Origin of the sequence: Streptomyces sp. NPDC048521, from assembly GCF_043199855.1 — a bacterium.
Taxonomy (GTDB): domain Bacteria; phylum Actinomycetota; class Actinomycetes; order Streptomycetales; family Streptomycetaceae; genus Streptomyces.
Genome location: NZ_JBICWR010000003.1, coordinates 552,166 through 565,879, shown reverse-complemented (window position 1 = coordinate 565,879; position 13,714 = coordinate 552,166). Strand labels below are relative to the sequence as shown.

The 13,714-nt window shown below is 71.1% G+C and carries 17 protein-coding genes; 16 read left to right on the top strand and 1 reads right to left on the bottom strand.

The genetic code is table 11. From position 1 onward, the window contains the following. The first annotated feature begins 30 nt into the window (after positions 1-30). The 13 genes from cpaB to ACGFRF_RS10080 all read left to right on the top strand — a co-directional run bounded on the left by cpaB (position 31) and on the right by ACGFRF_RS10080 (position 10,338). On the top strand, positions 31-738 hold the full coding sequence (gene cpaB / locus ACGFRF_RS10140; protein WP_393738134.1) for a Flp pilus assembly protein CpaB: 708 nt from the start codon (positions 31-33) through the stop codon (positions 736-738). A gap of 9 nt (positions 739-747) precedes the next feature. Then, entirely contained in the window at positions 748-1,998 is a 1,251-nt protein-coding gene (locus ACGFRF_RS10135) for an AAA family ATPase (protein ID WP_393738133.1), read from the top strand. A 7-nt stretch (positions 1,999-2,005) separates the two neighbouring features. Further along, positions 2,006-2,389 carry a TadE family protein gene (locus ACGFRF_RS10130; RefSeq protein WP_393738132.1) on the top strand — a complete coding sequence of 128 codons (384 nt, stop codon included), beginning with the start codon at positions 2,006-2,008 and terminating at the stop codon, positions 2,387-2,389. A gap of 1 nt (position 2,390) precedes the next feature. After that, positions 2,391-2,732 (top strand): TadE/TadG family type IV pilus assembly protein, encoded by a 342-nt coding sequence (locus ACGFRF_RS10125; RefSeq protein ID WP_393738131.1) that lies wholly within the window; start codon positions 2,391-2,393, stop codon positions 2,730-2,732. 23 nt (positions 2,733-2,755) lie between these two features. Continuing rightward, on the top strand, positions 2,756-4,093 hold the full coding sequence (locus tag ACGFRF_RS10120) for a CpaF family protein (RefSeq protein ID WP_393738130.1): 1,338 nt from the start codon (positions 2,756-2,758) through the stop codon (positions 4,091-4,093). 8 nt (positions 4,094-4,101) lie between these two features. Then, positions 4,102-5,046, top strand: a complete 945-nt coding sequence (locus tag ACGFRF_RS10115) for a type II secretion system F family protein (protein WP_393738129.1) — start codon at positions 4,102-4,104, stop codon at positions 5,044-5,046. A 15-nt stretch (positions 5,047-5,061) separates the two neighbouring features. Next, on the top strand, positions 5,062-5,949 hold the full coding sequence (locus ACGFRF_RS10110) for a DUF5936 domain-containing protein (RefSeq protein ID WP_393738128.1): 888 nt from the start codon (positions 5,062-5,064) through the stop codon (positions 5,947-5,949). A gap of 247 nt (positions 5,950-6,196) precedes the next feature. Continuing rightward, positions 6,197-7,429 (top strand): sensor histidine kinase, encoded by a 1,233-nt coding sequence (locus ACGFRF_RS10105; protein WP_393738334.1) that lies wholly within the window; start codon positions 6,197-6,199, stop codon positions 7,427-7,429. Next, positions 7,426-8,187, top strand: a complete 762-nt coding sequence (locus ACGFRF_RS10100; RefSeq protein WP_393738127.1) for a response regulator — start codon at positions 7,426-7,428, stop codon at positions 8,185-8,187. The genes ACGFRF_RS10105 and ACGFRF_RS10100 overlap by 4 nt, the downstream gene beginning before the upstream one ends. A 125-nt stretch (positions 8,188-8,312) precedes the next feature. Then, positions 8,313-8,498 (top strand): Flp family type IVb pilin, encoded by a 186-nt coding sequence (locus ACGFRF_RS10095; RefSeq protein ID WP_393738126.1) that lies wholly within the window; start codon positions 8,313-8,315, stop codon positions 8,496-8,498. Continuing rightward, positions 8,498-9,091, top strand: coding sequence for a pilus assembly protein TadG-related protein (locus ACGFRF_RS10090; RefSeq protein ID WP_393738125.1), 594 nt, complete (start codon positions 8,498-8,500; stop codon positions 9,089-9,091). Before ACGFRF_RS10095 ends, ACGFRF_RS10090 begins: the two co-directional genes overlap by 1 nt. Before the next feature lie 64 nt (positions 9,092-9,155). Continuing rightward, the gene (locus tag ACGFRF_RS10085) at positions 9,156-9,701 is read left to right on the top strand and encodes a hypothetical protein (protein ID WP_393738124.1); all 546 of its coding nucleotides are present in this window, start codon (positions 9,156-9,158) and stop codon (positions 9,699-9,701) included. A 7-nt stretch (positions 9,702-9,708) separates the two neighbouring features. Then, positions 9,709-10,338 carry an OmpA family protein gene (locus tag ACGFRF_RS10080; protein WP_393738123.1) on the top strand — a complete coding sequence of 210 codons (630 nt, stop codon included), beginning with the start codon at positions 9,709-9,711 and terminating at the stop codon, positions 10,336-10,338. A gap of 34 nt (positions 10,339-10,372) precedes the next feature. Here ACGFRF_RS10080 and ACGFRF_RS10075 read toward each other — a convergent pair whose 3' ends face one another. Next, positions 10,373-10,762 carry a DUF192 domain-containing protein gene (locus ACGFRF_RS10075; RefSeq protein ID WP_393738122.1) on the bottom strand — a complete coding sequence of 130 codons (390 nt, stop codon included), beginning with the start codon at positions 10,760-10,762 and terminating at the stop codon, positions 10,373-10,375. Positions 10,763-10,859: 97 nt separating this feature from the next. Here ACGFRF_RS10075 and ACGFRF_RS10070 point away from each other — a divergent pair, with 97 nt between their 5' ends. From ACGFRF_RS10070 to ACGFRF_RS10060, 3 genes are all read left to right on the top strand, one after another. Beyond that, a complete protein-coding gene (locus ACGFRF_RS10070; RefSeq protein ID WP_393738121.1) occupies positions 10,860-11,747 on the top strand; it encodes an LLM class flavin-dependent oxidoreductase in 888 nt (295 codons plus the stop codon). Between the two features lie 104 nt (positions 11,748-11,851). Further along, positions 11,852-12,376 (top strand): GNAT family N-acetyltransferase, encoded by a 525-nt coding sequence (locus ACGFRF_RS10065; RefSeq protein ID WP_393738332.1) that lies wholly within the window; start codon positions 11,852-11,854, stop codon positions 12,374-12,376. A 200-nt stretch (positions 12,377-12,576) separates the two neighbouring features. Next, complete coding sequence (locus ACGFRF_RS10060) at positions 12,577-13,362, top strand: class I SAM-dependent methyltransferase (protein ID WP_393738120.1); 786 nt, start codon at positions 12,577-12,579, stop codon at positions 13,360-13,362. Positions 13,363-13,714 lie beyond the last annotated feature (352 nt).

Sequence of the window (13,714 nt, the reverse complement as noted above, 5' to 3'; positions counted from 1 at the left end):
ACCGATTCCCCCAATGAGGTTGCACGGTTCATGAACTCCCGTCAGCGCCGCGGCGTGATACTCCTGATCCTGTCGGTCCTGTGCGCTCTCGGCGCGTTCGCCGGCGTGCTGTCCGTCGTCCGCGACGTGAATGCGAAGGTCGGCCCCGAGGTCACCGCCTACCGGGTCAGGTCCGACGTGAAGCCGTACACCGCGCTGAACACGGACCAGTTCCAGAAGATCGAGATGCCCGAGCGGTGGCTGTCCGGCAACGCCGTCACCGACCTCCGCCAGATCCGGGGCAAGATCGCCGTGACCACCCTGCGGGCCGGCTCCCTCCTCCAGACCGACATGATCGTCGACCAGCCCGCCCTCCAGCCCGGACAGCAGGAGGTCGCCATCATGATCGACGCCGCGACCGGCGTCGCCGGCAAGATCACGCCCGGCTCGCGCGTCAACGTCTATGCCACCTTCGAGGGGAAGAAGGAAGGCGACCCCGACCAGTCGAAGATCATCGTGACCAACGCCCGTGTCCTCGACGTCGGTCACATCACCGCCCTCGATCCCGAACGCAGCAAGAACCAGCAGCAGCCCACCGAGGCCGTCCCCATCACCTTCGCGCTGTCCACCCTCGACGCCCAGCGCATCACCTACGCCGAGTCCTTCGCCCAGCGCGTCCGGCTCGCGCTGGTGGCGCCCGGCAGCGAGACCGGCGTCCCCGACAAGGACCGCACCTACGAACTCGCGACGGACAAGTGAGAGGCGGCCATGCCCACCAGGATCCTCCCGGCCGGCGCGGACCCGGACGCCGTCCGCTCCCTCACCACCCTGCTCAGCCAGCTCCCCGACGCCGAACCGCAGCCGCCGGCGACCGACTCCACCCAGCTGGTCGACAGCCTCGCCCGGCTCGCCGCCGAGTCGATCGACGAACTCCCGGAAGTGGTCGTCGTCCATGAACGCATCGGCCCGATCCCGGCCCTGGAGCTGATCCGCGAGGTCGCCCTGCGCTTCCCGGCCGTCGGCGTCATCCTCGTCACCACCGACGCGAGCCCCGGCCTGTTCGCCGCCGCCATGGACTCCGGCGCCCGCGGCCTGGTCGCGCTGCCGCTGTCGTACGAGGAACTCGCCGGCCGCGTCCAGGCCGTCGCCCAGTGGTCGACCGGCGTACGGCGGCACCTCGGCCACGGCGCCGAGGTGTTCGGCGGCGTCGGCGGCACCGTCGTCACCGTCAGCGGCGCCAAGGGCGGCACCGGCGCCACCCTGGCCGCGATCCAGCTGGCCCTCGCCGCCCAGGCCTCCGGCCGCGCCACCGCCCTGGTCGACCTCGACCTCCAGACCGGTGACATCGCCTCCTACCTGGACATCCAGTTCCGCCGGTCCGTGGTCGACCTGGCCGCCATCAGCGACATCTCGCCCCGCGTCCTCGCCGACGCCGTCTTCCGCCACGACACCGGCCTCGCCCTGCTCCTCGCGCCCGGCGAGGGCGAACGCGGTGAGGAGGTCACCGACCGCGCCGCCCGGCAGATCGTCAGCGCCCTGCGCTCCCGTTACGAGGTCGTCGTCGTCGACTGCGGCTCCCAGCTCAGCGGGGCGGGAGCCGCGGCCGTCGAGATGGCCGACACCGCCCTGCTGGTCACCACCCCGGACGTCATCGCCGTACGCGCAGCCAAGCGGACGGTACGGATGTGGGACCGGCTCCAGATCCGCAAGGCCGAGGAGACGACGGTGGTCGTCAACCGGCATTCGCGGCATACGGAGATCCAGCCCGCCCTGGTGCAGCGCATCACCGGTACGGCCCTCGCCCGCACCGCCGTCCCCGCCAACTTCAAGGAACTGCAAGGGGTCGTGGACGCCGGCCGGGTCCATGAGCTGGACGGCAAGAGCACGGTGAAGCAGGCCCTGTGGGCGCTCGCGGGGGAGCTGGGGCTGGTGAAGGCGGCCGAGGGCGCCTCGCATCGCGGGAGCGGACGGGCGCGCGGCGACCGGGGATCGGTGAGCTTTCGGCGGCGGAAGGAGTGAGGGCGCGGTGAGACGACGGCCGGGTGGGGATCGGGGGCAGGTCAGCATCGAGTTCCTGGGCATGGCCCCGCTGATCATCCTGACGCTGGTGCTCATGTGGCAGGCCGTACTCGTGGGATACGCCTACACGCTCGCGGGGAATGCTGCCGACGAGGGGGTGCGAGCGGGGACGGCGGCGCCTCGGGGGGAGCGGTTCGGCGTGTGCCGGCAGGCGGCCCTGCAGCATCTGTCAGGGGCGTGGCGAGGGGGAGCCAGCGTGGACCAGTGCGGCGGGACCGGTTACGTGACCGCGGACGTGTCGCTGAAGGTCCCCGTTCTCTTTCCGGGCTCGATCGACTTCCCGGTCACGGTGCACGGCCACGCCGGTGCCGTCGAGGAGGTGAAGCGCTGAGATGACGTACCGCCGCGGACGTGACGGGGGACAGGTCGCCATCGAGTACCTCGGGTTCATCCCGATCCTGCTGATCGTGGGGCTGGCCGGGTTCCAGATCGGCGCGGTCGCCTACGCCGCCGAGCAGGCCGGTACGGCGGCCCGCGCGGGCGCGCGGGCGGCGTCCCTCCAGCAGCCGTACCAGCAGGCCTGCGCGGACGCGGTGAGCGGCGGCATGCAGGTGAGCTGTTCCGCCGCCGAGGGAGACGGCTCGGTCACCGTGACCGCCACCGTCCGCATCCCCAAGATCGTCTGGAGCCTCGGCGACGCCACCAAGACCGCCACCATGCCGCTCGACCACTGACCAGGACCGAGGAGCTGCGGACCATGAGCCTGCGGGCACGTATCAACACTCCGGAGGAGCACGGCAGCCGAGGCGAGGACGGGCACCTGGTCGCCTCCTACCGGGCCAAGCTGCTGGAGGAGATCGACCTCGCGGAGATGAGTTCGCTGGCCGCCGCCGAACGCCGGGCGCGGCTGGAGCGGGTGCTCGGGCACATCATCAGCCGCGAGGGCCCGGTGCTGTCGACGGTGGAGCGCTCCCAGCTGATCCGCCGGGTCGTGGACGAGGCACTGGGCCTCGGCATCCTCGAACCGCTCCTGGAGGACGCGTCGATCACCGAGATCATGGTGAACGGCCCCGACGCGATCTTCGTCGAACGCGGCGGCCGCGTCGAGCAGTTGCCGCTCCGGTTCGCCTCCGCCGACCAGCTGATGCAGACCATCGAGCGGATCGTCTCCACGGTCAACCGCAGAGTCGACGAGTCGAACCCGATGGTGGACGCCCGCCTCCCCTCCGGTGAGCGCGTCAACGTCATCATCCCGCCGCTGTCCCTGACCGGCCCCATCCTGACCATCCGCCGCTTCCCGCGCTCCTTCACCCTGCAGGAGCTGATCGGATTCGGATCGCTCGACGAGCACATGGTCTATCTGCTGGCGGGCCTGGTGCAGGCCAAGTTCAACATCATCGTCTCCGGCGCGACCGGCACCGGCAAGACGACCCTGCTGAACGCCCTCTCCGGGCTGATCCCGTCCCACGAACGCATCATCACCATCGAGGACTCAGCCGAACTCCAGCTCCAGCAGACGCACGTGGTCCGCCTGGAGTCGCGCCCGCCGAACGTGGAGGGCAAGGGGCAGATCACCATCCGCGACCTGGTCCGCAACTCCCTGCGGATGCGCCCCGACCGGATCGTGGTCGGTGAGGTCCGCGGCGGCGAGTCCCTCGACATGCTGCAGGCCATGTCCACCGGCCACGACGGCTCCCTCGCCACCGTGCACGCCAACAGCGCCGAGGACGCCCTCACCCGGCTGCAGACCCTCGCCTCCATGTCCGACGTCGAGGTCCCCTTCGTGGCGTTGCACGACCAGATCAACAGCGCGGTCGACGTCATCGTCCAGCTGACCCGGTTCGCCGACGGCGCCCGCCGCATCACCGAGATCGCCCTGCTCGACAGCCACGGCGGGGAACCGTACCGGCTGGCGACCGTGGCCCGCTTCGACGCCCGGCCCATGACCGCGGACGGCCGCGTGTACGGCACCTTCCAGTACTTCCCGCTGCCCCGCCGTACCGCCGACCGCCTCTACATGGCGAGCCAGCCCGTCCCGCAGGCCTTCGGCGTCGCCCACTCCGCGGACCAGCTCGCCACCCGAGAAGCCAGGTAGGCCACCCCATGGAACTGCACACCCTCGTCCAGCTCACCACCGGCGTGACGCTGCTGACCTGCGTCCTGGCGGTGGCCGGCCTGCACGCCTACGCCGCGGGCCGGGCCCAGCGCGCCGCCCTCGTCGACCGGCTCGCGCACACCGGGCCGCCCCCGGCGACCGGCCGCAGGCGCCGCTTCCGCGACCTCGACCGGCGGCTGCGCCGTACCCGCCCGGGCCGCCGGCTCGAACTCCGGCTGGCGACGACGGGCCTGGACGTCACGCCGGGCGAGTTCTTCGTCTACATGCTCGTCGCGGTCGCCGCGCTCTGGCTGATCGGCCAGGCCACCCTGGCCCCCTTCTTCGGCCCCCTCGCGGGTCTGCTGGGCGTCTGGGCGGCGGTCCAGTTCCTCAACTGGCAGCGGCAGAAGCGCATCGAACGCTTCATCAACCAACTCCCCGAACTCGCCCGCATCCTGGCCAACGCCACCCAGGCCGGCCTCGCCCTGCGCACCGCCATCGGCATGGCCGCCGAGGAACTGGAGGCCCCGGCCGGAGAGGAACTGGCGAAGGTCGCCGACCAGCTGGCCATCGGCCACTCCCTGGAGGACGCGCTCGGTGAACTCGCCGACCGCCTCCCGTCCCGCGAACTGGTCGTCCTGGTCACCACCCTCGTCCTGTCGAACAGAGCGGGCGGCCAAGTGGTGTCCGCGCTGCGCAACCTGACCGAGACCCTGGAGGAACGCAAGGAGACCCGGCGCGAGATCCGCACCCAGCTCTCCCAGGTGACCATGACCTCGTACGCCGTTCCCGTCCTCGGTGTCGGCGCCCTGTTCCTGATGAACGGTGTCAAGGACGGCGCCCTGGAACGCATGACCGGCTCGCCGGTCGGCCAGGCCTGCGTGATCATCGCGTTCGCCATGTACGCCGTCGGTTTCGTCCTCATCCGGCGCCTGAGCCGGATCGACGTGTGAGGAGGGCCGGACTCCATGGGTTTCCTGCTCGCACTGCTGATGGGCCTGAGCGTCTGGGGCGTCTTCACCGGCATCCGCATGTACCGCGCCGACGCCAAGCTCCCCGGCGACCTCGCCGTGGCCCTGGAGGTCGGCGCCACCCGCACCGGCGCGGTGGGCTCGGTGATCGACCGCATGGGCATGCGCTACGCGCCGGCCGTCCTGCGCCTGATGGGCCCCCGCCTGGTCGCCAAGTACCGCCGCAAGATCGACCTCGCGGGCAACCCCGGCGGCCTGACCATCGACCGCTACGCGGCCCGCCGCGCGGTCTACGGCGCACTGGGCGGCGTGGGCTTCCTGGTCTTCCTGCTCCGCGGCCAGTGGTTGGTGGCCCTGCTCCTGCTGCTCTTCGGCGCGTTCTGGACGGAGGTCGGCCTCTGGTCGGCGATCCGCGTCCGCAAGGACGTCATCGAGCGCACGCTGCCCGACTTCCTGGACGTGCTGGCGGTCGTCGTCAGCGCGGGCCTCGGCTTCCGCCAGGCCCTGGACCGGGTCGCCTCCCGCTACGAGGGCCCGTGGGCCGACGAACTCCGCATCACCCTCCGCCAGATGGACCTCGGCATGAGCCGCCGCCAGGCCTTCGCGGAACTACGCCGCCGCAACGACTCCGAACAGGTGGCCATGTTCGTCACGGCACTGCAGCAGGGCGAGGAACTGGGCGCCCCGATCGTGGACACCCTGGTCTCCCTGGCCAAGGACATGCGCCGCACCGACGCCCAGAACGCCCGCCGCAAGGCCGCCCGCGCGGTGCCCAAGGCTACGCTGATGATCACCACGTTCATGGTCCCGGCGACGATGCTCCTCCTGGGCGCGGGCCTGCTGCTGGGCTCCGGCGTGGACTTCGGTTCGCTCACGGGGGAGTGAGACGGCCATGACGGTGACAGGGCTGACGGGACGCGGGGGCCGCGTCGCAGGAGCGCCCTCAGCGCAGTGGCTGAGGCGGGGCACCGGCTGGTTCGCTCGCCCGGGCCGAGCGGGTGGGACTGACGGAGCGGGGCCGCCGGTCGAGGGTGGCGTGGACCGTAGGGCGCCTGCGGCCGGGGCCGGGGCGGACCGCGCGGTGCCGCCGAGCGAGCCGTCCGAGAAGATCCAGGTCCGTGCACTGCAGGCGATGTGCCGGCAGGTCTTCGGCTTCCGGCTCGCCATGATCGCCCTGGCCGCCCCCGCCGCCCTGCTCAACGCCGCCCCCGGCCTGGGCGCCCGCCTGGTCGGCGCGGCCGTGGTCGTCACCTTCATGGTGTCCTACGCCCTCTTCCGCGACTGGGAACGCTTCGGCCCGCTCCTCCTGCGCCACCCCAGCCTCCTGGCAGCCGACACCCTGTTCGGTTCCCTTCTGCTGATCTCGGCGGGCCCGGACACCACCCTCGCCTACGTCAGCGTCTGCACCCCGCTCCTGGCGGGCCTGGTCTACAGCTGGCGCGGCGCGGCCTGCTTCGCCTCCCTGCAGTCCCTGATCCTGCTCCTCGTCCACGCCACCCTGAAGGCCGACCGGCACGCGCCTGTCGCCGAGGCCCTGCTCCTGCCCGGCCTGTGCGTCATCGCCGGCGCCATGGGCTCGACCCTGCGCAACCTGATGCTCCGCTTCGGCGCCGCGACCCAGGCCCTGACGACGGTGCAGGCGCGCCTCGCGGCGGCGGAGGCGGTGAGCGCGGAACGCGCCCGGCTGGCACGCGAGATGCACGACTCCGTGGCCAAGACCCTGTACGGCGTGGCCCTCGCCGCGGACGGCCTGGCGGCGACCGCCTCCGCCGACGCACCCGATCCCGCCCGTATAAGGCAGCAGGCGGAGCTGGTGTCCCGCTCGGCGCGCAGAGCGGCGACGGAGTCACGAGAACTGCTGACCGACCTGCGCCGGGAGCGGCCGGCCGGCCCGGAGGAGCCAACGGCCTGGCAGGAACTGGCCTGCACCACCCGCGACTTCACAGCCAGAACCGGCTTGCCGGTCACCTGCCACCGGCCGGACCCCGACCCCGCCGCCCTCCCTCCGCTGCCTGCCCCCCTGACCCGCCACCTCCTGGCCATCACCGCGGAGGCGCTGGAGAACGCCCACCGCCACGCCTCCGCGACCCATGTGGACGTACGCGTCTCGGTCCACGGCGGCCTGCTCCGCCTCACCATCCACGACGACGGCACCGGCCTGCCGCCCGGCACCACGCTCGAGCGCCTGCGCACCTCGGGCCACTTCGGCCTCCTCGGCATGGTCGAACGAGCAGCACAGGCGGGCGCCCGCATCCGCATCGGCCGGGGAAACCACGCACGAGGAACAGAGGTGCGGGTGGAACTCCCCGTCCCCGCCAGCCCTGTGGACCCGTCCCCCGGAACACCTGAGAGGAGGCACCGATGACGCGGCACGCCCACCCCCGGCCCGACTTCCCGCCGCCCACGCCCGCTGCCCCACCCCTGCGGCTGCTGGTCGCCGACGACAACCCCGTGGTCCGCGCGGGCCTGACCGCGCTGCTCTCGGGCCGTGCGGACACCACCGTGGTGGCGGAGGCGACGGACGGCCGCGAAGCCTACGAGGCGGCACTCCAGCACCGGCCCGACGTCATCCTCCTCGACGTCCGCATGCCGGGGGTCGACGGAATCTCGGCATTGCCGCACCTGGTGCGGCTCGCCCCCGTCATGATGCTCACCTACAGCCACGAGGCGGAGACCGTGCGGGAGGCGCTGCGGCTGGGGGCGGGGGGATACCTGGTGCACGGCGAGTTCACGACGGAGCAGTTGGTGCGGGCGGTACGGGACGTACGAGAAGGGCGGCCGCATGTGACACCGGGGGCGGCGAGGGCGTTACTGACCGAGCTGCTAGCGAGTGCACCTGCACACGGCCCCGGTCAACTGACCGCGATTTGCGGCGAGATACCCACTCATCCTCTTTCGCGATTGCAACCATCTGTGGGACAGTCGTTCCGGTCGCGGTTCCGGCTGAGCACGAGGGAGGCGGAGATCATGGACCTCATCGCGTCCGGCATGACCAACCAGCAGATCGCCGCCGCCTGCTTCATCAGCGAGAAAACGGTCAAGAACCACATCAACCGCATCTTCGCCAAGCTCCACACCACGACCAGGTCCCAGGCAGCCGCCAAGTGGCTGGGGGTGGCCTGACATGCCGACACGCACCAGCAGCGACGACCCCCGATGGGCCCGGGGTTGGGCCCTGGGGCCCTTCGGCGGGGGGTGGGTGGGGTCCTACGTTTGCGGGATCCGAAGCGAAGCCGGAGGGGAGCACCATGAGCGACTGGATGATGAAGTTGATGGTGGCCATGCAGCGTCGCAGCGACGACAAGGGGCAGACCGCCGTCGAGTACCTCGGGATCATCGCGGTGGTTGTGGCGATCGTGCTGGCGATCACGGGTACGAACATCGGCCAGACGATCCTCAACAAGATTCAGGAGAAGATCAACGAAATCACCTGATGCGTTCGCGTGGGCATGACGACGCGGGGCAGGCCTTCCCCATCTACATCACGGTGGTGGCAGGCCTGCTCTTTCTTGCTTTCGCCTACTTGGCGGTCGGTCAAGCTTCAGTGAACCGGAGCGGCGCGCAGACCGCGGCCGACGCGGCAGCACTGGCGGCAGCCCAGGACGAACGGAATCAGCTGGCGGGTCTGTGGTTGGACGACGTGCAGGACCCCACCAAGTGGCAGGACATCTTCCATGGGAAAGCGGAAGTAGCGGATTCGTGCTGGCGTGCCGGACAGCTTGCAGCCCAGAACGACGCCCGCCTGGACAGTTGCCATCCGCTCTCACCCCTGAGGTTCAAGACGGAAGTGACAACCAATAAATCGGTCGGTGCCTCCGTCGTACCCAACACTGAGAGCATCCAGTCGGCGGCTTCTGCCATTGCCGAGATCAAGCCGCTGTGTACGTTCGACCCCCCGGGCGAGGACGCCGAAGCCGACGTGCTGCCCAAGCTCAACTGCGACGGCAAGGTCTGGGAGCTGGACCCTGATGACCAAGCAAGGCTACCCAAGCCCGAGGATCTCTTCGACGTCCACCTGGCCGATTGACAACTGAACCATGAGTGAAAAGGGGAGCGGAGCCATGAGGTTCACTGCGAAGGTCCAGACTGGGATGGTCGCATTGACCCTTGCGGTCGGCATGGTCGTCGGCGTGGCGGGCTGCGGTGGGAGCGATGACGACGGCAAGCGGCCGGAGACCTCCACGCCCGCCTCCAGCAACGGTGGACCGAACCCGAGTACTCAAGAGGGCCAGTCGGAGCAGCCGTTGGCGGAACTCAAGGGAACCAGCGGGCTGATTCTCCAGATCACTTCCGCCCAACGGGATTCCGGTGGATTCGTCACCGTGAACGGCAACTTGAAGAACGACGCGGCTAAGTCGGTCGTCGTTCCTGCTCAGACAAGTGGCGACGAAACGGAGGTCGTCAAGCACGGCCCCTCCCTGGGCGGCGCCACTCTCGTCGACTCCAAGAGCAAGAAGCGTTACTACGTACTGCGTGATACAGAAGGCCGCCCCCTCACCACGACAGGGCTCGGCACACTCCAGGCGGGTCAGTCCCTGCCGGTGTTCATGCAGTTCCCCTCCCCACCCGGGAACACCACCGAGGTGACCCTCCAACTACCCACGTTCTCCAGCGCCGGCATCCAGATCTCCGGGTGAGGCTCAAGTGACCACCACGCCCCGTCTCACCGGCACCCTCGCGGCCGCCCTCCTGTTCATCGCCGGTCTGCACGGCGCCCCCGCGGCCCGGGCCGACGACACGGACCCCAGTGAACCCCCCGGCACCGAACCCTCCGCCACCGCGCCGGTGAAGGTGGACCCCACCGACCCGGATCTGAAGCTGCCCGAGGGTGCCACCCTGGCGGAGCCGAAGGTGCTGGACATCAAGTCGGTCGTGGAGGACCAGAGCGGGGACGAGCGCAGGGAGGACACCAACGCCGACGTGACCTTCGCCCTGCAGGCCGAGGTGCTGTTCGACAAGGACAGCGCCAAGCTCAGCGCGGAGGCGAAGGCCCGTATCGCGGTCATCGCCGAGGAGATCAAGAAGCAGAACTCGGCCAGGGTCCGCGTCTTCGGCTTCACCGACAACCTCGGCTCCTCCGCCCACGGCGACACCCTGTCCAAGCAGCGCGCCAACGCGGTCCAGGCCGTCCTGGACCAGGACCTGAACGACCCCGGCGTCACCTTCGAGGTCCGCGGCTACGGCGAGCAGTACCCGATCGCCGACAACTCCACCGAGGCGGGACGGAAGAAGAACCGCCGGGTGGAGGTGTCCTTCCCCCGGACCCAGGAGTGAGACGGAGCCCGAGCGGCCGGCCCCGTGCCCGTTCTCAAGCCGGCCCCTCCACCCGTACCTCCACCTCCACCCCCACCCGAACCCCCCACCCCGCCATCGCCCCCGCCTCCGCCTCCAGCACGTGGCGGGCCCGCAGTCGGGGCAGGCCCAGTCGGCCCGGTTTCATCGTGCGGACGGCGACGACGGTCAGCCGGCGGTCCAGGTAGGCGACGTCGATCGGTATCCGCATCCGGAAGGTATGCACTCCGCTCGCCGGTGACAGCAGCATCGCCCCGTCGATCGAGTCCCGGCCCAGCAGCCCTTTCGTCCGCGCCCGGTAGGACGTCGAGATCTCCAGGGGGACGGTCACGACCGCCGCGTCTTCGGAGGATCCCCGCACGATCAGCTCGCCTCGTCCGTCCCGCCGGCGCCCTCGCCACCCCATCCCCGTCCTCCCTCTCCGCCGGAAGCCGTCGACGGCCAACGCACCGAACCCGTAAACAGGTTGTTCTCCTCCCTTCCTCCCCACTAGGAAGGGCGACATGACTCGACTCGGTGCAGTGTTCCGCCCCCAGCTTCCTCCCGAGCGGCTGCGGGCCGTCGCCCGGGCCGCGGACGACGCGGGGCTCGAAGAGCTGTGGCTGTGGGAGGACTGCTTCCGGGAGGGCGGCATCTCGACGGCCGCCGCGGCGCTCGCCTGGACGGAGCGGGTGCGGGTCGGTGTCGGGCTGCTGCCCGTCCCCCTCAGGAACGTGGCCCTCACCGCGATGGAGGCCGCGTCCCTGCACCGGATGTTCCCCGGCCGCGCGACCCTGGTCGTCGGACACGGCGTGCAGGACTGGATGGGACAGGTCGGCGCCCGCGCCGCCTCCCCGCTGACCCTCCTGGGTGAGCATCTGGACGCCCTGCGCGCGCTGTTGCGCGGGGACCGGCTCAGCGTCCGGGGCCGATACGTGACCCTGGACGACGTCGCGCTCGACTGGCCACCGCGTCACGCGGAGGAGGCGGGCGCCGTGGACGTGCTCGCCGGTGCCACCGGGCCCCGGACGCTGCGCCTCTCCGGCGCCAAGGCCGACGGCACCGTCCTCACCGCCTCCACCTCGCCGGACGGCGTGCGCCGGGCCAGGCAGCTCATCGACGAAGGGCGGCGGGAGGCGGGCCGCAGTGAGCCGCACACGGTGGTCGTGTACCTGCTCGCCGCGACCGGGCCCGGCGCCGAGGCCCGGCTGCGCGCCGAACTGGACGCCGAAGGGCTGCAGTCGGTGCCGGACCTCGGGGTCGCCGGGGACGCGGGTGCCGTGGCCGAGGCCGTGCGACGGCTGGTCGAGGCGGGTGCGGACACCGTCGTCCTCCAGCCGACCGGGGACGAGCCCGACCCGGAGGGCTTCGTGCGTTTCACCGCGGAGGAAGTACGGCCTCTGGTGCCGTAGCGGTCGCGTTCGAGCCGGAGCCGTTGTCAGTGCCGGCTGCCACACTTCTCCGCATGACCGATGGGGCGCAGGGCAGGGGCGGCGAGCGGGGCGGGCGCCGCGACATGACGGTGGAGGGCGGGCCGCACGAGGTGCGGCTGCGGGCCGTGGTCGAGGCCGACCTCGAGTTCTTCGTCGCCTACGAGCACGATCCGGAGGCCGTCCGGCGGTCGAGGTTCACCCCCCGGCCGCGGGATGTCTTCCTCAGGCACTGGCGGGAGCGCGTGCTCGGCGATCCCGACTGCCTCGTGCGGACGGTCACCTTCGACGGGGAGGTGGCCGGGAGCGTCGTCTCCTGGACGGAGGGGCAGCGGCGGTTCGTCGGGTACTGGCTGGGGCGGCCGTACTGGGGACGCGGCATCGGCAGCCGCGCCGTGGGCCTCTTCCTGGAGCTGGAGCGGGTACGTCCTCTGTACGCCGACCCCTTCGCCGGCAACACCGCCTCCGTCCGCCTGCTGGAAAGACACCGCTTCGCACGCGCCGGCACCGTCCGGCACGGGGAGGACGAACACCTCCTTCTCGTCCTCGGCGAGGCGTCCGGCGAGAGCGGACAGGCAAGCGGAGGGGCGAACGGACAGGGAAGCGGGTGATGACGGCTCGTGCCGGCCGGTGCGCGCCCCCGTCACCCGTCTGCCCCTGCCGCGGCCGGCGGATCGTCGCCGGTCGCCCCGTCGATCAGCTCGCGCAGGATGTCCACGTGCCCGGCGTGCCGCACGGCCCGGCGAAGCAAGTCGTCATGCGGGCGGAAACTGCCAGGACCCGCTGACGACGCCCTGCGATCATGCCTGTCATGACAGCGAACCGAACCTTCGAAGACCTGGTGGCGGAGGGTGCGGCGGTGCCCACCGAAGGGTGGGACTTCTCGTGGTTCGAGGGGCGGGCCACCGAGGCGCGGCCTTCCTGGGGGTACGCCCGATCGGCGGGGGAGCGGCTGGCCGGTGCCGGGGCCGTGCTGGACGTCCAGACCGGCGGTGGGGAGGTGCTGGCTCACGCGCTGGGCGGGGCGGAGCCGGCCCGGCCGCTGTCGGTCGCCGCCACGGAGGGGTGGCCGCCGAACGTCGCCAAGGCCACGGCGCTGCTGCGGCCCCGCGGTGTGGTGGTCGTCGCCGCCCCGGACGACGCGCCGCTGCCGTTCGCCGACGGGGCGTTCGACCTGGTGCTCAGCCGGCATCCGGTGCGCCCGTACTGGGACGAGATCGCCCGGGTGCTGCGGCCGGGCGGCACGTATTTCGCGCAGCACGTCGGGCCGGCCAGCGTCTTCGAGCTGGTCGAGTACTTCCTCGGACCGCTGCCGGACGAGGCGCGCGGCGGCCGGGATCCCGGGCGTGAGCGGGCCGACGCCGAGGCGGCGGGCCTGGAGGTGGTGGATCTGCGGGCGGAGCGGCTGCGGATGGAGTTTTACGACGTCGGCGCGGTCGTCCACTTCCTGCGCAAGGTCGTCTGGATGGTCCCCGGCTTCACGGTCGAGGCGTACGAGCCCCGGCTCCGCGCGCTGCACGAGCGGATCGAGAAGGAGGGCCCGTTCGTGGCGCACAGCAGCCGCCACCTCTTCGACGCCCGCAAGCCGGACCGCTGACCGACCGGGCGAACCGGGAGGAAGCGACCCCTGTTCAGCCGTCGTTCCCCCGCGGTTTCCACATTGTTATCGGGTCCGGTTCACATCCGTCTCACAGGTCACGTAAGTTCAGACCAAGGTAATTCGCGTCAGCGAAGCTGCGCGGGCGGCACCGCGCGGTGGAGGGGGCTGCGCGGTGTCGCGAAACCGGATGATCCACCCCGCGCCGCGTGGTGAAGGCGTCAAGTCGCCGTTCGCGGGTGGAGTAGCCCGTCGGGGGGACCCCGGGACAACTCGCCTATGTGTTCCTAAGGTGGCGCAAAGTCTTCGGATCTGTTCATATCCGGCCGGATTTCCCTGGGAATCGGCTGTG